This is a genomic window from Streptococcus halitosis, from assembly GCF_023147855.1.
GTDB lineage: Bacteria > Bacillota > Bacilli > Lactobacillales > Streptococcaceae > Streptococcus > Streptococcus halitosis_B.
This window is the reverse complement of the sequence record NZ_JAHXOP010000002.1, coordinates 286,971-306,600: the sequence shown is the minus strand read 5'-3', so window position 1 is coordinate 306,600 and position 19,630 is coordinate 286,971. Positions and strand designations below refer to the sequence as shown.

General features: G+C 36.9%; 17 protein-coding genes and 1 pseudogene. 13 read left to right on the top strand and 5 right to left on the bottom strand.

Annotation, left to right across the window (positions count from 1 at the left end; genetic code table 11):
- Nucleotides 1-5 precede the first annotated feature (5 nt).
- Complete coding sequence (locus KZX55_RS05900; protein WP_248025635.1) at nt 6-2,558, bottom strand: YfhO family protein; 2,553 nt, start codon at nt 2,556-2,558, stop codon at nt 6-8.
- Between the two features lie 60 nt (nt 2,559-2,618).
- Nucleotides 2,619-4,241 (bottom strand): ATP-binding cassette domain-containing protein, encoded by a 1,623-nt coding sequence (locus tag KZX55_RS05895; RefSeq protein ID WP_248025633.1) that lies wholly within the window; start codon nt 4,239-4,241, stop codon nt 2,619-2,621.
- Between the two features lie 195 nt (nt 4,242-4,436).
- Here KZX55_RS05895 and trpS point away from each other — a divergent pair, with 195 nt between their 5' ends.
- Nucleotides 4,437-5,462 carry a tryptophan--tRNA ligase gene (gene trpS / locus KZX55_RS05890; RefSeq protein ID WP_248025629.1) on the top strand — a complete coding sequence of 342 codons (1,026 nt, stop codon included), beginning with the start codon at nt 4,437-4,439 and terminating at the stop codon, nt 5,460-5,462.
- Nucleotides 5,463-5,624: 162 nt separating this feature from the next.
- Nucleotides 5,625-7,103 (top strand): IMP dehydrogenase, encoded by a 1,479-nt coding sequence (guaB, locus tag KZX55_RS05885; protein WP_248025626.1) that lies wholly within the window; start codon nt 5,625-5,627, stop codon nt 7,101-7,103.
- Nucleotides 7,104-7,158: 55 nt separating this feature from the next.
- Here guaB and recF read toward each other — a convergent pair whose 3' ends face one another.
- Complete coding sequence (gene recF, locus KZX55_RS05880; protein WP_248025619.1) at nt 7,159-8,250, bottom strand: DNA replication/repair protein RecF; 1,092 nt, start codon at nt 8,248-8,250, stop codon at nt 7,159-7,161.
- Between the two features lie 2 nt (nt 8,251-8,252).
- A complete protein-coding gene (gene yaaA, locus KZX55_RS05875) occupies nt 8,253-8,621 on the bottom strand; it encodes a S4 domain-containing protein YaaA (RefSeq protein WP_248025617.1) in 369 nt (122 codons plus the stop codon).
- A 160-nt stretch (nt 8,622-8,781) separates the two neighbouring features.
- On the opposite strand from yaaA, the gene yfmF reads away from it, so the two are divergent.
- From yfmF to KZX55_RS05820, 11 genes are all read left to right on the top strand, one after another.
- Nucleotides 8,782-10,032, top strand: a complete 1,251-nt coding sequence (yfmF, locus tag KZX55_RS05870; RefSeq protein ID WP_248025615.1) for an EF-P 5-aminopentanol modification-associated protein YfmF — start codon at nt 8,782-8,784, stop codon at nt 10,030-10,032.
- Nucleotides 10,029-11,312 carry an EF-P 5-aminopentanol modification-associated protein YfmH gene (gene yfmH / locus KZX55_RS05865; RefSeq protein WP_248025614.1) on the top strand — a complete coding sequence of 428 codons (1,284 nt, stop codon included), beginning with the start codon at nt 10,029-10,031 and terminating at the stop codon, nt 11,310-11,312. The genes yfmF and yfmH overlap by 4 nt, the downstream gene beginning before the upstream one ends.
- 35 nt (nt 11,313-11,347) lie before the next feature.
- Complete coding sequence (gene rodZ / locus KZX55_RS05860; protein ID WP_161976028.1) at nt 11,348-12,169, top strand: cytoskeleton protein RodZ; 822 nt, start codon at nt 11,348-11,350, stop codon at nt 12,167-12,169.
- Nucleotides 12,170-12,179: 10 nt separating this feature from the next.
- Nucleotides 12,180-12,725, top strand: a complete 546-nt coding sequence (gene pgsA / locus KZX55_RS05855; protein WP_248025613.1) for a CDP-diacylglycerol--glycerol-3-phosphate 3-phosphatidyltransferase — start codon at nt 12,180-12,182, stop codon at nt 12,723-12,725.
- The gene (locus KZX55_RS05850; RefSeq protein ID WP_248025612.1) at nt 12,722-13,549 is read left to right on the top strand and encodes an energy-coupling factor ABC transporter ATP-binding protein; all 828 of its coding nucleotides are present in this window, start codon (nt 12,722-12,724) and stop codon (nt 13,547-13,549) included. Before pgsA ends, KZX55_RS05850 begins: the two co-directional genes overlap by 4 nt.
- Nucleotides 13,534-14,373: an energy-coupling factor transporter ATPase gene (locus KZX55_RS05845; RefSeq protein WP_248025611.1), complete on the top strand. Its 840-nt coding sequence runs from the start codon at nt 13,534-13,536 to the stop codon at nt 14,371-14,373. The genes KZX55_RS05850 and KZX55_RS05845 overlap by 16 nt, the downstream gene beginning before the upstream one ends.
- On the top strand, nt 14,366-15,160 hold the full coding sequence (locus tag KZX55_RS05840) for an energy-coupling factor transporter transmembrane component T family protein (protein WP_000377881.1): 795 nt from the start codon (nt 14,366-14,368) through the stop codon (nt 15,158-15,160). Before KZX55_RS05845 ends, KZX55_RS05840 begins: the two co-directional genes overlap by 8 nt.
- Nucleotides 15,161-15,220: 60 nt before the next feature.
- Nucleotides 15,221-16,036, top strand: a complete 816-nt coding sequence (gene mreC, locus KZX55_RS05835) for a rod shape-determining protein MreC (RefSeq protein WP_248025610.1) — start codon at nt 15,221-15,223, stop codon at nt 16,034-16,036.
- Between the two features lie 2 nt (nt 16,037-16,038).
- Nucleotides 16,039-16,533, top strand: coding sequence for a rod shape-determining protein MreD (mreD, locus tag KZX55_RS05830; RefSeq protein WP_001237923.1), 495 nt, complete (start codon nt 16,039-16,041; stop codon nt 16,531-16,533).
- Nucleotides 16,534-16,626: 93 nt separating this feature from the next.
- A complete protein-coding gene (gene pcsB / locus KZX55_RS05825) occupies nt 16,627-17,841 on the top strand; it encodes a peptidoglycan hydrolase PcsB (protein WP_248025609.1) in 1,215 nt (404 codons plus the stop codon).
- 199 nt (nt 17,842-18,040) lie between these two features.
- Nucleotides 18,041-19,255, top strand: coding sequence for an aminoacyltransferase (locus KZX55_RS05820; protein ID WP_248025602.1), 1,215 nt, complete (start codon nt 18,041-18,043; stop codon nt 19,253-19,255).
- Nucleotides 19,256-19,301: 46 nt separating this feature from the next.
- Here KZX55_RS05820 and KZX55_RS05815 read toward each other — a convergent pair.
- Nucleotides 19,302-19,550: pseudogene (locus KZX55_RS05815) on the bottom strand (transposase); the annotation flags it as partial.
- Between the last annotated feature and the right edge of the window lie 80 nt (nt 19,551-19,630).

Genomic DNA, 19,630 nt, shown 5'->3' with positions numbered 1-19,630 from the left:
ATTGGTCAATCTTTTTCTGTCTTAGATAAATTTCGTCTGTGATTATAGATCCCAAAAAGAAGAAGGGCAGTTACTGAGCAGACTGCTCCAATAACAAAACCATTGGGGATAAAGGAAAGTGTAATGGTGCCTTTTCCCTCTGGAACATCAACTTTCATAAAACCAGTCTGAGCCTGCTTGATTTCAAGTTTTTTCCCATCTTGGTATGCAGACCAACCTTTGTCATAAGGAATAGTGAAGAAAATAGAGGTATCTTGTTTTACTTCATATGTAGCAAAGACTTTATTTTTAGAGGTGGATACTTCTACAGGTTGTTCTTTAATCTTTTGAATTGCCTCAGTAAGAGCTTGAGTATCTAAACGATAGAAGGTTGGAGATTCAAAGGACACTTGAGAATTTCCAGGGAAACTAACACTGATATTGAAAGTTTTTTGTTCTTCAGTATAACCCAAATTAAAGAAATTAAATGCATTGTCAGTTGTAAAAGTCTTTTTTTCTCCATTGACAAGGATGTCAACTTTCTTTTGTTTATCGTTTGTAAAATGAAGATTTGAAAAAGAGAGATAGACTTGACTATTTTGGGGAACCTCAATTTGATAATCAATCTTTGCATCTTCATTAGCAGAACCTGTAATGCTCGTTAAATCATCTGAAGTATCTGTTTTATCATATGCTATTTGGGAGAAGTAATCCATGTTGAGATTAGCAAGCTGGTTTATAAATAAAGCCTGATTGTCCAGAGTGTGATTGTTAAAGTTTACATCTGTGTAAATAGATTGAGTGGCAAATGCAATGGGTAAAGAGAGTTGATTTTTATATAAGGTTAAATGATCCTTTTGATAAATCTCTTGAAAGCCATACTTATCAAGTGAAGTTTCAGAAATATTGTACTGGATTCCAAATAAACTATCTGCTAAAAGACTGTTATTTGCATAACGGAGATTGAGGTTGGTTCCAGAGGATTTGAATCCAAGTTTGTCCAAACTAGTGCTAGCTGAACGATTTCGTACAGACGAGAATTGAGAGATTCCATTGTAGTTAAATTTCATACTGTCATTTCCAGTCTGAATTTGCAGTTTTTCAGTACGTGTAAATGAATTGTCAATTTGGCTTAGAATGGATTCCATAGCGGTGATATCTCTATTATAGGCGCTACGAGAAGCAAAGGCCCATTCTTTAGCTATTCCTTCCATTTGAGATGAAGCATTTAAGCCTATCTCAGCTGTTATAAATAAAGACAAAAGAATTGCAAATAGATTTACAGAGATAAATTTTCTAATGACTGCAAGAAGTAAAAGAGTATAAACTAGAAGAAATTCAAGAGTGAGTAGGATATTCAAATCAGTTAAAAAAGAATAGTGTGATTTAAAATAGACAGTGGCCAAAAATCCTGTTAGTACAAGAAAAAGTGAAACAAATAGATTCCAGAGCTTCAGTTCTTTCAGACGATTTAAAACTTCTGCTGCAGTATAAATTAACAGAGTGGAAAAAATCCAAGCATAGCGATGCAAAAACATATTTGGGGTGTGCATCCCTTGCCAAAATAAATCAAGTGCTTCTATGTAAAAGCTTGTTATTAAAAAAGTGAAAAAAATTGCATAGGTAAGTTTCACGTGAAACCTAATGGATTTTATTGTGAAAAATAGAATGGTCAAAATAAAAGGAAGCAATCCAACAAAAATCATTGGTATAGATCCATACTTAGTTGTATCAAAAGATCCAATGAATTGTTTTGCGAAAATATCCAGATACCAGCTACTATCTGTCTTTAATTTTGTGATGGCAGTTAACTTCTCCCCATGAGTTTGTAAATCAAACAGTGTAGGAAGAGTCAAAATCAAACTAGCCATTCCTGCTAAAAAGGAAGTAACAACAAAATCAATAAAAGATGATTTTCGAGTTTTAAAGTCCCAAGAAATTTGGCAGAGATACCAGAAAATAAGAAACAATGCTGTCATATACCCAAAATAATAATTTTGAATAAATAAGATTGACAAACTTGTAAAGTATAGTAGGCGCTTCTTTTCGGTTATAAGTAGGTGTAAACCAGTTATAATTAAAGGAATCAAGATAAAAACATCTAGCCAGGTTTTTATCTCTAACTGACTAACGGTAAAGCTCATTAGAGCATAGGAAGTAGATAAGGCAAGTTTTAAAAATTTTGGGATATCTTTAAATAATCTAGTCAAACTAAAGAAGGTTGACAGACCAATCAATCCAAATTTTAATAGAGTGGTCAGATAAACAGCATCTGGCATATTCGACAGATTAAAAAAGTAAACCAGGGGTGAGAGAAAACTACCCAAGTAATAACTAGATAGAGCATAGAAATTCAGTCCGAGGCCACTTGTAAAGGTGTAAAACAAACTACCATTTCCATGTAAAATATTTCGTAAAGCCACATCAAAAATAACGTATTGATGGAAACCATCTCCTAATAGTGGAGATGTATCACTATTCCAGTAGATACCTTGAGTTAGGTATACTCCAGTCATAATTACTAAAGGAATGATGAAAGAAACAAAATAGGTCCAATATGTTTTAAAAAATGATTTCATGTTACCTCGTAGAATGATAGAAAACTCAGTTGGTTAATCCAACTGAGTTTTGAAGTCTTATTAGTCTTTCCAAAGTTCTTTAACTTTTGCTTGTATTTCTGCATTTTCTAAGAATTCATCATAGGTTTCATCAATACGATCAATGACGCCATTCTTAGACAAAACAATGATGTGGTTTGCCAAAGTTTGGATAAACTCGTGGTCATGACTGGCAAAGATGATTGATTCTTTAAAGTTTTTCAATCCATCGTTCAAGCTTGAGATAGATTCCAAATCTAAGTGATTAGTTGGATCATCAAGTACAAGTACATTTGATTTCAGAAGCATGAGTTTTGAAAGCATGACACGTACTTTTTCTCCCCCTGACAAGACGTTTACAGGTTTGTTAACTTCATCTCCAGAAAAGAGCATACGACCAAGGAAACCACGTAGGAAGGTATTGTCATCTTCTTCTTTACTTGCAAATTGACGCAACCAGTCAAGGATTGACTCTCCTCCTGCAAAATCAGCCGAGTTGTCTTTTGGCAAGTAAGAACGGCTAGTAGTAACTCCCCACTTGACAGTTCCTTCATAGTCGATGTCACCCATAATTGCACGAATTAATGCAGTCGTTTGGATGTCATTTTGTCCAATAAGAGCTGTCTTATCACCTGGACGCAAGATGAAACTAATATTTTCTAGGATAGTTTCACCATCAATCTTTACAGTTAGATTTTCTACTGTCAAGAGATCATTACCAATCTCACGTTCTGCTTTAAAGTTGATAAATGGGTATTTACGACTAGATGGCACAATCTCTTCTAATTCAATTTTGTCAAGCATTTTTTTACGAGACGTTGCTTGTCTTGACTTAGAAGCGTTGGCAGAGAAGCGAGCAACGAATTCTTGCAACTGCTTAATTTTTTCTTCCGCTTTGGCATTACGGTCTGCTAGCAATTTAGCAGCAAGCTCAGAAGATTCCTTCCAGAAGTCGTAGTTTCCGACATAGAGTTTGATTTTTCCAAAGTCAAGGTCGGCCATATGAGTACATACTTTGTTTAAGAAGTGGCGGTCATGGGATACAACGATAACGGTGTTATCAAAGTCAATCAAGAAGTCTTCTAGCCAAGTAATAGACTGGATATCCAAACCGTTGGTTGGCTCGTCCAAGAGAAGAACATCTGGTTTTCCAAAAAGTGCTTTGGCAAGGAGAACCTTCACTTTTTCACCATTGGCTAATTCGCTCATGTTTTGATAGTGCAATTCTTCTGGAATGTTAAGATTTTGAAGTAGTTGAGACGCTTCACTCTCTGCCTCCCAACCTCCAAGTTCGGCAAATTCACCTTCAAGTTCAGCCGCACGAACACCATCTTCATCGGAAAAATCTTCCTTCATGTAAATAGCATCTTTTTCTTTCATGATGTTGTAAAGTTTTTCATTTCCCATAATGACGACATCAATAACTCGCTCGTCTTCATAGTCAAAATGATTTTGACGGAGAACAGAGAGACGTTCATCCGGACCAAGAGAGATGTGACCAGTTGTTGGCTCGATATCACCAGCTAAGATTTTTAAGAATGTAGACTTCCCAGCACCATTAGCACCAATTAATCCGTATGTATTTCCTTCTGTAAATTTGATATTGACATCATCAAAAAGTTTGCGATCACTAAAACGTAGTGAAACATCAGATACTGTAAGCAATGTTTTTCTCCCATAATATGTAATACATTTATTCTACTAGAAAAGAGAGAAATATTCAAATTTTTGTTTGTCAATTTTATGTCAATTAAGTTTACAGTTTTGTTTACAATGAGTTAGTTGTTTGATTTAAATAATTTTCTGTTATTTTAACAAAAAAATGCTATAATTGAAGAGACCATTTCGAAGGAGAAAAAAATGACGAAACCCATTATTTTAACAGGAGATCGCCCAACAGGAAAACTGCATATTGGACATTATGTTGGGAGTCTAAAAAATAGAGTATTACTGCAGGAAGAAGACAAGTATGACATGTTTGTTTTTTTGGCGGACCAACAAGCATTGACAGATCACGCCAAAGACCCTCAAACGATTGTAGAATCGATTGGGAATGTTGCCTTAGATTACCTAGCAGTTGGATTAGATCCAAGTAAATCAACTATCTTTATTCAAAGCCAGATTCCAGAGTTGGCTGAGCTGTCTATGTACTATATGAATTTGGTGTCACTAGCTCGTTTGGAACGGAATCCGACAGTAAAAACAGAGATTGCTCAAAAAGGGTTTGGAGAAAGTATTCCGACAGGATTTTTGGTTTATCCGATTGCGCAAGCAGCAGATATTACTGCCTTCAAGGCTAATTATGTTCCTGTTGGTACAGATCAGAAACCAATGATTGAGCAGACTCGCGAGATTGTTCGTTCTTTTAACAACGCATATAACTGTGATGTCTTGGTCGAACCGGAAGGTATTTATCCAGAAAATGAGAGAGCAGGGCGTTTGCCTGGTTTAGATGGAAATGCTAAAATGTCTAAATCCCTTAATAATGGTATTTATCTAGCTGATGATGCAGATACTTTGCGTAAAAAAGTCATGAGTATGTATACTGATCCGGACCATATTCGAGTGGAGGATCCAGGTAAGATTGAAGGAAACATGGTTTTCCATTATCTAGATGTGTTTGGTCGTCCAGAAGATGCTCAAGAAATTGCGGATATGAAAGAACATTATCAACGTGGTGGTCTTGGTGACGTGAAGACGAAACGTTATCTACTTGAAATATTAGAACGCGAACTTGGTCCTATTCGTAAGCGCCGTATAGAATTTGCTCAGGATATGGGAGAAGTGTATAATATGCTTCAAAAAGGAAGCGAAAAAGCTCGTGAGGTTGCAGGGCAAACTCTATCTGAAGTTAAGGGAGCAATGGGACTAAATTATTTTAAATAATAGATAAAATATGAATCGTAAAACTATCTCTTCCATAGGATCACAGGGATAGTTTTTTTATGATTTCTACCATAAATATAATTGACAAATTTTCATAGAATGGTATGATAGATACAATACAAAAAGAGTCAAGCTCAAAAAGAAAGAAAAGAGGAAACTTCAATGTCTAATTGGGATACTAAATTTTTAAAAAAAGGTTTTACCTTTGATGATGTATTGCTCATTCCAGCAGAAAGTCATGTATTGCCTAATGATGCAGATTTAACAACAAAATTGGCAGATAATCTGACTTTAAATATCCCAATTATAACAGCCGCCATGGATACAGTCACAGAAAGTCAAATGGCTATTGCCATTGCTCGTGCAGGCGGTCTTGGAGTAATCCATAAAAATATGTCTATTGCGCAGCAGGCAGATGAAGTTCGCAAGGTAAAACGTTCTGAAAATGGTGTTATTATTGATCCATTTTTCTTGACTCCAGAACACACTATTGCTGAAGCAGATGAACTGATGGGACGTTACCGTATCAGTGGTGTTCCAGTTGTGGAGACACTTGAAAATCGTAAATTGGTTGGTATTCTAACAAACCGAGATCTTCGCTTTATTTCAGATTACAATCAGCCAATCTCAAACCATATGACCAGTGAAAATCTTGTTACTGCTCCTGTTGGTACAGATCTTGCAACAGCTGAGAGCATTCTTCAAGAACACCGTATTGAAAAACTTCCTTTAGTTGATGAAGAAGGTCGTCTGTCTGGCTTGATTACTATTAAAGACATTGAAAAAGTGATTGAATTTCCAAATGCTGCCAAAGATGAATTTGGTCGTCTCTTAGTTGCAGGTGCAGTAGGTGTTACTTCAGATACATTTGAACGTGCCGAAGCCCTTTTTGAAGCAGGTGCTGACGCAATTGTTATTGATACTGCCCATGGTCACTCTGCTGGTGTTCTACGTAAAATTGCTGAAATTCGTGCTCACTTCCCAGACCGCACTTTGATTGCGGGTAATATTGCCACTGCAGAAGGTGCGCGTGCTCTTTACGAAGCAGGCGTAGATGTTGTCAAAGTTGGAATTGGACCAGGTTCTATCTGTACCACTCGTGTGATTGCAGGGGTTGGTGTACCACAAGTTACAGCAATCTATGATGCAGCAGCAGTTGCGCGTGAATATGGCAAAACAATCATCGCTGATGGTGGAATCAAGTATTCTGGAGATATTGTTAAAGCACTTGCTGCAGGTGGAAATGCAGTTATGCTTGGATCAATGTTTGCTGGAACAGATGAAGCTCCAGGTGAAACGGAAATCTTCCAAGGACGTAAGTTCAAAACTTACCGTGGTATGGGATCAATCGCTGCAATGAAGAAAGGTTCAAGTGACCGTTATTTCCAAGGTTCTGTCAATGAAGCAAACAAACTCGTTCCAGAAGGAATTGAAGGTCGTGTTGCTTATAAAGGTGCTGTAGCTGATATTGTTTTCCAAATGATTGGTGGTATTCGCTCTGGTATGGGTTACTGTGGTGCAGCTAACCTTAAAGAACTACACGATAATGCTCAATTTATTGAAATGTCTGGGGCTGGTCTAAAAGAAAGCCATCCTCATGATATACAAATCACTAATGAAGCACCAAATTATTCTATGTAAAAGAGATAAAAAGAACTCCCGTGAAAACAGGAGTTCTTTTACAATATTGTCAATTTTAGTTTACAGAAACTTTACCATCCTGAATAGTGAAGATACTTAGATTTTCTGGTAGGTTTTGAAGATGGTCTAAGCTTGTTGTTGTGATAAAGGTTTGGATAGATTGAGAAATGGTTTCTAGTAATTTTAGTTGCCGTGTATTGTCAAGTTCGCTCATAACATCATCAAGCAATAGTATAGGAGACTCGTTGGTAATACTTTCCATTAGCTCAATTTCTGCCAGTTTGATAGAAAGAACAAGGCTGCGATGTTGACCTTGGCTTCCAAAACTAGCGTCCATTCCATTGATATAAAAAGCAATGTCATCTCGATGAGGACCAACACCAGTATTCTTTTTAAATAAATCTCTGGATCTGCTTTTATCCAAAGCAATTTTAAAGGAACTTGTTAGCTGTTCTTCATTAGTGAAGTTGACAGATGATTGATAAGATATTGACAGTTCTTCTAATTTATTTGAAATTTCTAAGTGTTTTTTTTGACCAAATTTCTCTAAGTCTTTAATGAATTTTATCCGATGCTTTATGACGCGACAACCATACTCTACTAACTGATCATCTAATACTGACAGAAATGTTTCATCAATCTTTTGGCTGGATTTTAGGTAAGTATTTCTTTGCTTGAGTATATGGTTATAGTTTGATAAGTCTGACAAGTAGATTGGTTTAATTTGTCCCAGTTCGATGTCAATAAACTTTCGACGGACAGAAGGCGCTCCCTTAATTAGCTGGAGATCTTCAGGTGCGAAGAGGACAACATTCATATGTCCGATGTAGTCTGATAGGCGAGCTTGTTTTAAGTGATTGACCTTAGTCACACGCCCTTTTGGTGTTAAATCAATTTCTAGAGGGATAGAGCTTGTTTTTTTCTGTAGCAAGCCAGAAAGACGGAGTTGCTCGTCATCAAAATGAATGAGATTTTTATCTGTACGAGTCCGATGACTACGTGTCAAGGCTAAGAAATAGATTGCTTCTAGAATATTGGTTTTTCCTTGTGCATTTTGACCTAGAAAGATATTTAATTTTGGATTGAAATCAATTTTTGCCTCTTTGTAGTTTCGAAAGGTTTTAATTGTTAAATGTTGGAGCCACATGGTTATCTTCCTGGAAAACGTGGAACTTGTTTGGTTTTAGGAGATGAAGAAGTTTTTTGTTTTTCTTTCTTGACACCTTTATTCATCTCTTTGACAAGTTTAGCAATTCGCTCTTTCTCAATCTTATCTGCTTGATACTCTTCTTGCTCTTTTAAACTTGGTTGTGTCAAGGTGATGTCAATCTTTAAATCAGAAATGTCAATCGTATCTCCAATACGGATTTTTTTCCCACGTCTACTTTCTAACTCACCATTAAAGTAAACTTGATGCTCTATTAAAAAGGATTTGATAGCACCACCGCTTTGTATAATTCCAAGTTCTTTTAGGAGGGCTTGGAGCGTAATAAATTCTTCAAATAATTTGTATTCCATAATTCACCTCAATCTTTGGTATTATACCATATTTTCCTTGAAATAGCTGAAGGAAAGTTAGCTAAAATGAAAACGATTTTACTCTTTAAAGCTATAAAGAGAACAAGAAAAATTTTGATTTTCGTGGTATAATAGAACTCTATATGTAAGGAGGTAAGGTATGGAATTAGTGCCTGGAATTTCAGCACATTTTGTTCAATCCAAAAAGTTTAAAACAAATAAAATCACTATTCGTTTTACTGCTCCCTTATCTCTTGAGACAATAGCAGGACGCATGTTAAGTGCAAATATGTTGGAGACGGCAAATCAAGCTTATCCCACATCACAAGCATTTCGCAGATACTTGGCAAGTTTATATGGAACAGATATTTCCACAAGTGCTTATCGTAGGGGACAGGCACATATTCTTGACTTAACATTTACTTATGTGAGGGATGATTTTTTAAGTAAAAAGAATGTCTTGACTTCTCGAATTTTGGAATTGGTGAAACAGACTTTATTTGCTCCCTTAGCTCAAGATGGTGCTTTTGAGCCAGCCTTATTTGAAATTGAAAGAAAACAGTTATTGGCTAGTTTAGCTACTGATATGGATGATTCATTTTATTTTGCTCATAAGGAGTTGGATAGCTTGTTCTTCCATGATGAGCGTCTTCAATTGAGATACAGTGATTTACGAAATAGCATTTCAAATGAGTCTCCAGAAAGTAGCTACACGTGCTTTCAAAATGCTCTGAAGAATGATCGTATTGATTTCTTTTTCTTAGGTGATTTTAATGAAGTAGAAATCACAGAATCGCTGAAGTCATTACCCTTTACAGCTAGAGAGAACGACGTCACTATCCAGTACCATCAATCTTATTCGAATGTTCTACAAGAAGGAATGGTTCAGAGGAATGTTGGACAATCTATTTTGGAAATGGGCTATCATTCTCCTGTAAAATATGGCGATGATGAGCATTTACCCATGCTTGTCATGAATGGTTTGTTGGGTGAATTTGCACATTCGAAACTCTTTACAAATGTTCGTGAAAATGCTGGAATAGCCTATTCAGTCTCTAGTCAATTGGATTTGTTTAGTGGTCTGTTAAGGATGTATGCGGGTATTGATAGAGAAAATCGAAATCAGGCTAGAAAAATGATGAATCATCAATTGCTAGATCTGAAAAAGGGCAACTTTACAGATTTTGAACTTGAACAAACCAAGGAGATGATTCGAAGATCTTTATTAATTGCTCAAGATAATCAACAGACCCTGGTTGAAAGAGCCTATTTGAATGCTCTATTTGGAAAATCAAGCTTTGATATTGATCGATTGGTGGCAAAATTAGAGAGTGTTGATAAAGAAGCTGTATGTAAAGCTGCCAACAGTTTGAAGTTACAAGCGATTTACTTTATGGAAGGAGTAGAATGACAAAGGTTACTTTTGAAGAAAAATACTATCCTGCTGTAAAGGAAACAGTCTACAAAACACAATTGTCAAATGGATTGACAGTTTCTTTACTCCCTAAGCGAGATTTCAATGAGGTTTACGGGATTGTAACGGTTCAATTTGGTTCTGTAGATGCAACTTATACAAGCTTGGAAAAAGGTTTACGTCATCATCCAGCAGGAATTGCACATTTTCTTGAACATAAATTGTTTGAAAGAGAAAATTCTGAGGATATGATGGCAGCTTTTACTCGATTAGGTGCGGACAGTAATGCTTTTACAAGCTTTACTAAGACCAGCTATCTTTTTTCAACAATTGACCATCTATTAGAGAATTTAGATATGCTAAATGAGTTAGTCGGAGATGTTCATTTTACAGAAGAGTCTGTTTTGAGGGAACAGGCTATTATCCAGCAAGAACGAGAGATGTACCAAGACGATCCAGACTCACGTTTATTTTTTGCAACATTAGCCAACCTTTATCCTGATACTCCTTTAGCAATAGATATTGTTGGAAGTGAAAAATCAATTTCTGAGATTCAAGTTTCAAATTTAAAAGAGAATTTTACAGAGTTTTACAAACCTGTCAACATGTCACTGTTTTTAGTTGGAAATATTGATGTGGAAGTTGTTGAGGAATACTTTTCGAAAAAGGGAAAGGAAGTTTCAAACCAGTTTACAGTTTCAAAAGAGCAACTCCTTTTGCAGCCTGTGAAGCAAACAGATAGTCTTCGGATGGAAGTTTCTTCACCCAAACTTGCTGTTGCGATTAGAGGTAATGGGCAAATAACAGAAGCTGAGTCTTATCGTTACAATATTTTATTGAAATTACTATTTACGATGATGTTTGGTTGGACTTCTGATCGTTTTCAAAGGTTATATGAGACTGGGAAGTTAGATGCGTCATTGTCACTTGAGGCTGAAGTCAACAGTCGCTTTCATTTTGTGATATTGACAATGGACACCAAAGAGCCTGTTTCTCTGTCGCATCAATTTCGTAAAGCGATTCGTCAGTTTAGTAGTGATGCGGATATTACTGAGGAGCATTTAGATCTTGTTAAGAGTGAGATGTTTGGGGAGTTTTTCAGTAGCATGAACTCTTTGGAATTTATTGCAACTCAATACGATCCGATGGATCGCGGAGAAACAATTTTTGATTTTCCAAAAATTTTACAGGAAATTACTTTGGAGGATGTTCTAGAGGCTGGGCATCGTTTGATTGATAATGGTGATCTAGTTGATTTTACAATCTTTCCAGCTTAAAAGATGACTAATACTAGAAAGAAGGAATGGTACGTATGAGAAAAAAAACAATTGGCGAGGTTCTACGTTTAGCTAGAATTAATCAGGGATTGAGTTTAGAAGAATTGCAGGAAAAAACTGAAATTCAGTTGCATTTTCTAGAAGCTATGGAGGCAGATGATTTTGATCAACTTCCTAGTACCTTCTATGCTCGTTCTTTTTTAAGAAAATATGCCTGGGCAGTAGAGTTAGATGAAAGAATTGTTTTGGACGCCTATGATTCAGGCAGTATGATCACCTATGAAGAGGTAGATGTTGATGAAGAAGACTTATCTGGTCGCAGACGATCAAATAAGAAAAAAACGTCTTATCTCCCCTTGTTTTATTTCGTTCTATTTGCTTTGTCAATTTTAATTTTTGTCACTTACTATGTTTGGAACTACATCCAAACTCAGCCAAGTCCTTCTTCAGCTAATTATAGTGTTGTGAGCTCAACTAGTTCCACAACCTCATCTAGTTCATCTTCTAGTAGTCAGACGTCTAGCTCGTCTTCTACTACGGAATCAACTATTACAGTGTCAGGCGAAGGAAACCGCATTGAAGCTCGGTATAAAACGAGTAAGGAAATCGCTACTGTTCAACTGGCAGTATCAGATGCAACTAGTTGGGTAAGTGTTTCAGGAAGTGAGCTGGAGGGTGGTGTGACACTATCCGCAGACAATAAGAATGCAAAAACAACAGTTTCAACTAAGAATCCCGTTACCATTACTTTAGGTGTAGTGAAGGGAGTTACTGTGACTGTGGACAATCAAACGATTGATACTTCGAAGCTGACAACTCAGACTGGAACTGTAACACTTACATTTACTACAGATTAAGGAAAAATCAATGAAAAAAGAACAAATTCCTAATGTATTAACTATTGGTAGAATTCTCTTCATACCTCTCTTTATTCTTATTTTGACTTTGGGCCATTCACAAGGCAGTCATTTGCTAGCAGCGATCATCTTTGCAGTTGCTAGTATAACGGATTATCTTGATGGCTATCTTGCTCGTAAATGGAATGTAGTCAGCAACTTTGGAAAGTTTGCTGATCCGATGGCCGATAAGCTGTTGGTTATGTCAGCTTTTATCATGTTGATTGAGTTAGGTATGGCTCCAGCTTGGGTTGTTGCTATTATCATCTGTCGTGAACTTGCGGTGACAGGCTTGCGTTTGTTGCTTGTTGAGACGGGGGGGACAGTTCTAGCAGCAGCGATGCCAGGGAAAATCAAGACCTTTAGTCAGATGTTTGCCATTATCTTTTTGCTCTTACATTGGGATTTAATTGGTCAGCTGTTGCTTTATATCGCTTTGTTTTTCACTATCTACTCTGGCTATGATTATTTCAAGGGTAGCGCTCATGTATTCAAAGGGACATTTGGTTCAAGATGAAATCGATTATTGAAGTAAAAGAACTGTCTTTTCGTTATAAGGAAAATCAGGAACATTATGACGTTAATAACGTTTCGTTTCACGTGAAACGTGGAGAATGGCTTTCAATTGTAGGTCATAATGGGAGTGGGAAATCGACAACTATCCGTTTGCTTGATGGCTTGTTTGAAGCAGAGTCTGGGGAAATCTGGATAGATGGGCAATTGTTGTCCTCTGAGAATGTTTGGGACTTACGCCGTCAAATTGGTATGGTTTTTCAAAATCCAGATAACCAATTTGTGGGTGCAACTGTTGAAGATGATGTCGCCTTTGGCTTAGAAAATCAGGGACTTCCTCGAGAAGAAATGAAGAAGAGAGTGGCTGAATCTTTGGAGTTGGTAGGGATGCTGGACTTTAAGAAGAGAGAACCAGCTCGCTTATCTGGTGGACAAAAACAGCGGGTGGCTATTGCGGGAGTTGTTGCCCTAAGGCCAGCTATTTTAATTCTGGATGAGGCTACAAGTATGTTGGATCCCGAGGGACGAAGAGAACTGATTCAGACAGTTCAAGAGATTCGAAAAGACCATCAGATGACAGTCGTTTCCATTACGCATGACTTGGAAGAAGTTGCGATGAGTGACCGTGTCCTGGTCATGAAAAAAGGCCAAGTGGAGTCAACCAGTAGCCCAAGAGAACTTTTTTCGCGGGACGACCTTGACCAGATAGGCTTAGATGATCCCTTTACGAATCAATTGAGAGGATCTTTGAGAGAGGCTGGCTATCAGTTGCCGGATAGCTATTTGACAGAAGGAGAGCTAGAGGACAAGCTATGGGAATTACTCTAGAAAATGTGAGCTTTACTTATCAAGAGGGGACTCCCCTATCTTCATCAGCCTTGACTGATGTTTCTTTGACGATTGAGGATGGTTCCTATACAGCTTTAGTAGGGCACACAGGTAGTGGGAAATCAACGATTTTACAGCTTTTAAATGGCCTATTGGTACCAAGTAAGGGTTCTGTTCGAGTTTTCGATACCGTCATTACCCCTACATCAACCAATAAAGAAATTCGTCAGATTCGAAAGCAAGTTGGTCTAGTGTTTCAATTTGCTGAAAATCAGATTTTCGAAGAGACTGTTTTGAAAGATGTTGCATTTGGACCGCAAAATTTTGGAGTTTCTGAGGAAGAGGCCAAGAAAATTGCGCGTGAAAAGTTAGCCTTGGTAGGCATCGATGAGTCACTCTTTGAGCGCAGTCCTTTTGAACTTTCGGGTGGCCAAATGAGACGTGTGGCTATAGCAGGTATGCTAGCCATGGAGCCAACTGTCTTGGTTTTGGATGAGCCGACAGCAGGGCTAGATCCTCTGGGCAGAAAAGAATTGATGACCCTGTTTAAAAAACTTCACCTTTCTGGAATGACAATCGTTCTGGTAACGCATTTAATGGATGACGTAGCTACATATGCTGATCAGGTCTATGTTATGGAAAAGGGGCGTTTAGTCAAAAGTGGTAAACCGAGCGAAGTTTTCCAAGATGTAGCCTCTATGGAAAAAGTGCAGTTAGGTGTGCCTAAAATCACAGCCTTTTGTAAGCGTTTGGCAGATAGAGGTGTAGATTTTAAAAAACTGCCAATCAAGATAGAGGAGTTTAAGGAGTCACTAAATGGATAGTATGATTTTAGGGCGTTATATACCGGGGGATTCCATCATTCATCGCTTGGATCCACGTAGTAAATTACTTGCCATGATTCTGCTGATTTTGATTGTATTTTGGGCCAATAATCCTCTCACCAATCTCATTTTGTTTATAGCGACAGGTATATTTATCGCATTATCGGGCGTTTCTCTCTCATTTTTCGTTCAGGGATTAAAATCCATGTTCTTCCTGATTGCTTTTACGACTCTTTTTCAGCTCTTTTTCATTTCAAGTGGAAATGTCCTATTTGAGTTTTCTTTTATAAGAATAACGGATTATGCTTTGCAACAAGCGGGAATCATTTTCTGTCGTTTTGTGTTAATTATTTTCTTTTCAACCTTGCTAACCTTAACGACCATGCCTTTGAGTCTGGCAGCTGCAGTTGAAGCTCTTTTGGCACCGCTGAAACGCGTGAAAGTTCCCGTTCATGAAATTGGTCTGATGTTATCAATGAGTTTGCGTTTTGTTCCAACCTTGATGGATGACACAACGCGAATTATGAATGCTCAAAAAGCCCGTGGAGTTGACTTTGGCGAAGGTAGCATCGTGCAAAAGGTAAAGGCTATGATTCCAATTTTAATTCCTCTTTTTGCGACGAGCTTAAAGCGTGCAGATTCATTGGCAATAGCCATGGAAGCGCGTGGTTATCAAGGAGGAAAGGGTAGAAGTCAGTATAGACAGTTGAGATGGAGTCAAAAGGATACACTGGCAATTCTTGTGATTTTGGTACTGGGATGTTTCTTATTTTTCTTAAAATCTTAGTAGGTTTGTAGGATTGATAAGAAGCTCACAGTAGCAGGTTTTTAGTATAAAGGTAGGAATATGAACCGTTTTAAAAAATCAAAATATCTAATCATCGTTTTTGTCACAGTTTTGGCAGTTTCTGTACTATTAGTGACAACCTATTCAAGCGCTATTGTGACGAAACTAGGAGATGGGATTTCCTTGGTAGATAGAATTGTTCAAAAACCCTTTCAGTGGTTTGATACTTTCAAATCAGATTTGGGACATTTGACGCAGACTTACAATGAAAACGAAAGTCTAAAAAAACAGCTTTATCAACTAGAGGTGGAGTCTAATCAATCAGAAAGTTTAAAAAATGAAAATGAACAATTACGTCAGTTGCTGGATATGAAGTCAAAATTGCAGGCTACAAAAAACTTAGCAGCAGATGTGATTACGCGCTCACCGGTATTTTGGAAGCAAGAGTTAACGATAGATGCAGGAAGTTCAAAGGGTGCTTCTGAAAATATGTTGGCCATTGCAAACGGGGGCTTGATTGGCAGTGTTTCAAAAGTGGAGGATCATTCAACAACGATCAACCTATTGACAAACACCGAAAATTCAGACAAAATTTCCGTTAAAATCTTGCATGGTTCTACTGAAATTTACGGAATTATCGTTGGTTATGACAAAGAAACCGAACTTCTTAAAATTAGTCAATTAAACAGTAACAACGACATTAGTGCCGGAGATAGGGTGACTACAGGGGGGCTTGGAAACTTTAATGTTAAGGATATTCCTGTTGGAGAGGTTGTTGCTACAACTCATAGCAGTGATTATCTAACACGAGAGGTAACAGTAAAGTTAAGTGCTGATACTAAAGATCTTCATGTGGTAGAGTTAGTGGGGAATTAGCAATGAGACTGTTAAAACAAGTTGGTATTTTCTTTTTACTCCCTTTTCTTGTGCTAATTGATGCACATATTGGTCAATTAGTAGAATCCTTTTATCCACATTTTCACTTAGCAAGTCATTTCCTGTTTTTATTTCTCTTGTTTGAGACAATTGAGGTATCAGAATACTTCTATCTAGCTTATTGCTGTATAGCAGGTTTGGTGTACGATATCTATTTTTTCCACTTGATAGGAATTGCGACACTTTTATTTATCTTGATAGGTGCCTCACTTCACAAGTTTAATAGTGTGACTTTGTTGAACCGTTGGACGAGAATGTTAACAATAGTTGTGATGAGCTTCCTATTTGATATGGGTAGTTATCTTCTGGCCCTTGCTATGGGACTGACAGTAGAATCAATGCCAGTTTTCATTGTTTACAGTCTTGTTCCATCAATGATTTTAAACTTTTTGTGGATGGTGATTTTCCAGTATATTTTTGAAAAATATTATCTATAAGAAAGAAATAAAAATGTAACAAAGGCGTAATATTTATTATGTCTTTTTTTGGTATACTAGTAATGTCTTAAATAGAAGGAGTATCTACACAATATGAAGAAAAAAATCTTAGCGTCACTTTTATTAAGTACAGTATTAGTGTCTCAAGTGGCAGTGTTAACAACTGTTCACGCTGAAACAACTGATGAAAAAATTGCTGCTCAAGATAGTAAAATTAGTGACTTGACAGCTCAACAAAAAGAAGCTCAAAAACAGGTAGATGAAATCCAAACGCAAGTTACAGCCATTCAAACACAGCAAACAAACTTGCAAGTTGAAAATGAAACACTACAAGCGGAATCTAAAAAACTTGAAGGAGAAATTACAGAGCTCTCTAAGAATATTGTTGCTCGTAATGAATCTTTGGAAAAACAAGCACGTAGCGCACAAACAAACGGTGCTGCAACTAGCTATATCAACACAATTGTAAATTCAAAATCAATTACAGAAGCTATTTCTCGTGTTGCGGCTATGAGCGAGATTGTATCAGCTAACAACAAAATGTTGGAGCAACAGAAAGCTGATAAGAAATCTATCGCTGAAAAACAAGTTGCAAATAATGAAGCAATCAACACTGTCATTGCGAACCAACAAACGCTTGCTGACGATGCACAAGCATTGACAACAAAACAAGCAGAGTTGAAAGTTGCTGAGTTAAACCTTGCTGCAGAGAAAGCTACTGCAGAAAGTGATAAAGCTACTTTGTTGGAACAAAAAGCAGCAGCAGAGGCAGAAGCGAAAGCAGCGGCTGAAGCAGAAGCGGCTTACAAAGCACGTCAAACAAGCCAACAACAATCAGTAGTTGCTTCAGGAAATACAAGCTTCTCAGCTCAAGTGCAAGCGACATCAACATCTGATGATGAGGATTCAAGCTACACCCCAGCACCTGCTCCAACTCCTGCTCCTGCTAGACAACGTCCAACATACAGCTCAAATGCATCAAGTTACCCTGTAGGTCAATGTACATGGGGTGCTAAGACCTTGGCTCCGTGGGCTGGTGATTATTGGGGTAATGGTGGTCAGTGGGCTACTAGTGCAGCAGCAGCTGGATTCCGTACAGGTTCTACACCACAAGTTGGTGCGATTGCTTGTTGGGATGATGGTGGCTATGGACACGTAGCGGTTGTTACAGCTGTTGAATCATCTACTCGTATTCAAGTTTCAGAATGTAACTATGATGGTAGTGGAACTCAACCAATTGGAAATTATCGTGGATGGTTTAATCCTACAGCATCACGTGGTACAGTAAGATACATTTATCCAAACTAACATATTAATTGCTATTAAATTTAGGGTGAGGTTTTATTAATCTCACCCTCTATATGGTATTAATAAAAAATTGTCATCTGAATGTTTTTATAATTATAGAGTTAAATATGAGTTGAAAATTATTAGATATGTAGTTAGAATAAATATGTTTATTAAATGAAATAATAACTAGAGTCTAAGAGAAGTTGGTACTGGAATTATGTTTACGTATAAAATGAATGTTGATGTTCAAGAGTGGGATTTGTTTTTACAAAATCATTATCAAGGAAATTTATTGCAGAGTAGTGATTGGGCCAAGATAAAGGATACTTGGGGGAATGAGAGAGTAGGATTTTATAAAGATAATCAATTGGTTGGAGTAGCGAATATCTTAATTCAACCTCTTCCATTGGGACTTTCTATGTTTTATATTCCACGCGGGCCGGTTGTTGATTATGAGGATAAAGAACTTCTGAAATTTGTACTTTTAACGTTGAAAAAACTTGCTAAAAAAAGCCGAGCAATAATGGTTAAATTTGACCCAAGTCTGTTTGTCAGTCGAGGCCTAATTGGTCAAGAAACTGTCCAAAATTCTAGGACTTTAGAAATTGTTGAAGAACTGAAAAAAAATAAAGTCTATTGGACAGGACTAACAAAGGATATGGCAGAAAATATACAACCGCGTTTTCAAGCTAATATTCATAAAGAAAATTTCTCACTGGATCAACTTTCTAAGTCCACTAGACAGGCAATCCGAACTGCAAGAAATAAAGGATTGGAAGTAAAATTTGGTGGACTCGATTTATTAGATGAATTTTCATTTTTAATGAAGAAAACAGAGTCTCGTAAGAACATCAGTTTACGAGGTAAAGATTATTATCAGAAGTTACTGACTACTTATCCTAACCACTGCTTTATTACAATGAGCTATTTAGATTTACCTAATAGACTGAAAGAAGTTGAGAAGCAACTTGAAAAGAATCTAAAAATAGCGCAGAAGTTTACAGATAAAACGAAAGAAGGCAAAGTAAAAGATAATCATCAAGAAAGAAAACGATTAGAGGAGGAGAGTTCTTTTCTTAAGAGCTATATTGATAGAGGGGATAGTGTCGTCCCATTGTCTGGAACTTTGACCGTCGAATTTGGGGAAACTTCTGAAAACTTATATGCTGGAATGAATGAAGAGTTTAGACACTATCAACCTGCTATTCCTACATGGTTTGAGACTGCGCAACATTCTTTTGAACGTGGTGCAGAGACTCATAATATGGGTGGACTTGAAAATAATTTAGATGGGGGATTGTTTAATTTTAAATCTAAGTTTAATCCCACAATTGAAGAATTTGTTGGCGAGTTTAATTATCCAACTAGTTCTTTGTACTTCTTGTTTAATATAGCCTATAAAATCCGCAAGAAACTTCGAAGTAGGAATTAGATAGGTAAAAGACTTATTGGCAAGTTTAATCTCCTAAATTGTCAAATTAAGTTAGACTTTTCAAGTAACTCAGAAAAACTTGGTAGGGTGATTGATAATTTAAAGATTTCCTAGGAATTCTATTTCTTTTATCAGCTATAGCTGATAAATAATTTTGAGAAATATTCGTAAAATCCATTTGTTTCGGTAATCCATTTCGTCTTAATAAGCCATTAGAATGTTCATTGAGACCTCGTTGACTAGGACATCCTGGATCCGCAAAGAAAATATCAATGTCATGTGCATTGGAAATAGATCAAAAATTTGACTTATAGAATGTTAAATAATAGTATAGTTTAAGTGAAAGCAATCTTCGATTTATATTATTTTTCAAGG

Excerpts from the sequence above, each read along its gene's own strand:
- rodZ (WP_161976028.1), top strand. The coding sequence starts at position 11,348 with ATGAGAAAAAAAACAATTGGCGAGGTTCTACGTTTAGCTAGAATTAAT.
- pgsA (WP_248025613.1), top strand. The coding sequence starts at position 12,180 with ATGAAAAAAGAACAAATTCCTAATGTATTAACTATTGGTAGAATTCTC.
- KZX55_RS05820 (WP_248025602.1), top strand. The coding sequence starts at position 18,041 with ATGTTTACGTATAAAATGAATGTTGATGTTCAAGAGTGGGATTTGTTT.
- yfmF (WP_248025615.1), top strand. The coding sequence starts at position 8,782 with ATGGAATTAGTGCCTGGAATTTCAGCACATTTTGTTCAATCCAAAAAG.
- recF (WP_248025619.1), bottom strand. The coding sequence starts at position 8,250 with ATGTGGCTCCAACATTTAACAATTAAAACCTTTCGAAACTACAAAGAG.
- KZX55_RS05840 (WP_000377881.1), top strand. The coding sequence starts at position 14,366 with ATGGATAGTATGATTTTAGGGCGTTATATACCGGGGGATTCCATCATT.
- mreD (WP_001237923.1), top strand. The coding sequence starts at position 16,039 with ATGAGACTGTTAAAACAAGTTGGTATTTTCTTTTTACTCCCTTTTCTT.
- KZX55_RS05900 (WP_248025635.1), bottom strand. The coding sequence starts at position 2,558 with ATGAAATCATTTTTTAAAACATATTGGACCTATTTTGTTTCTTTCATC.
- mreC (WP_248025610.1), top strand. The coding sequence starts at position 15,221 with ATGAACCGTTTTAAAAAATCAAAATATCTAATCATCGTTTTTGTCACA.
- yaaA (WP_248025617.1), bottom strand. The coding sequence starts at position 8,621 with ATGGAATACAAATTATTTGAAGAATTTATTACGCTCCAAGCCCTCCTA.
- KZX55_RS05850 (WP_248025612.1), top strand. The coding sequence starts at position 12,722 with ATGAAATCGATTATTGAAGTAAAAGAACTGTCTTTTCGTTATAAGGAA.
- guaB (WP_248025626.1), top strand. The coding sequence starts at position 5,625 with ATGTCTAATTGGGATACTAAATTTTTAAAAAAAGGTTTTACCTTTGAT.
- trpS (WP_248025629.1), top strand. The coding sequence starts at position 4,437 with ATGACGAAACCCATTATTTTAACAGGAGATCGCCCAACAGGAAAACTG.
- KZX55_RS05845 (WP_248025611.1), top strand. The coding sequence starts at position 13,534 with ATGGGAATTACTCTAGAAAATGTGAGCTTTACTTATCAAGAGGGGACT.
- yfmH (WP_248025614.1), top strand. The coding sequence starts at position 10,029 with ATGACAAAGGTTACTTTTGAAGAAAAATACTATCCTGCTGTAAAGGAA.
- pcsB (WP_248025609.1), top strand. The coding sequence starts at position 16,627 with ATGAAGAAAAAAATCTTAGCGTCACTTTTATTAAGTACAGTATTAGTG.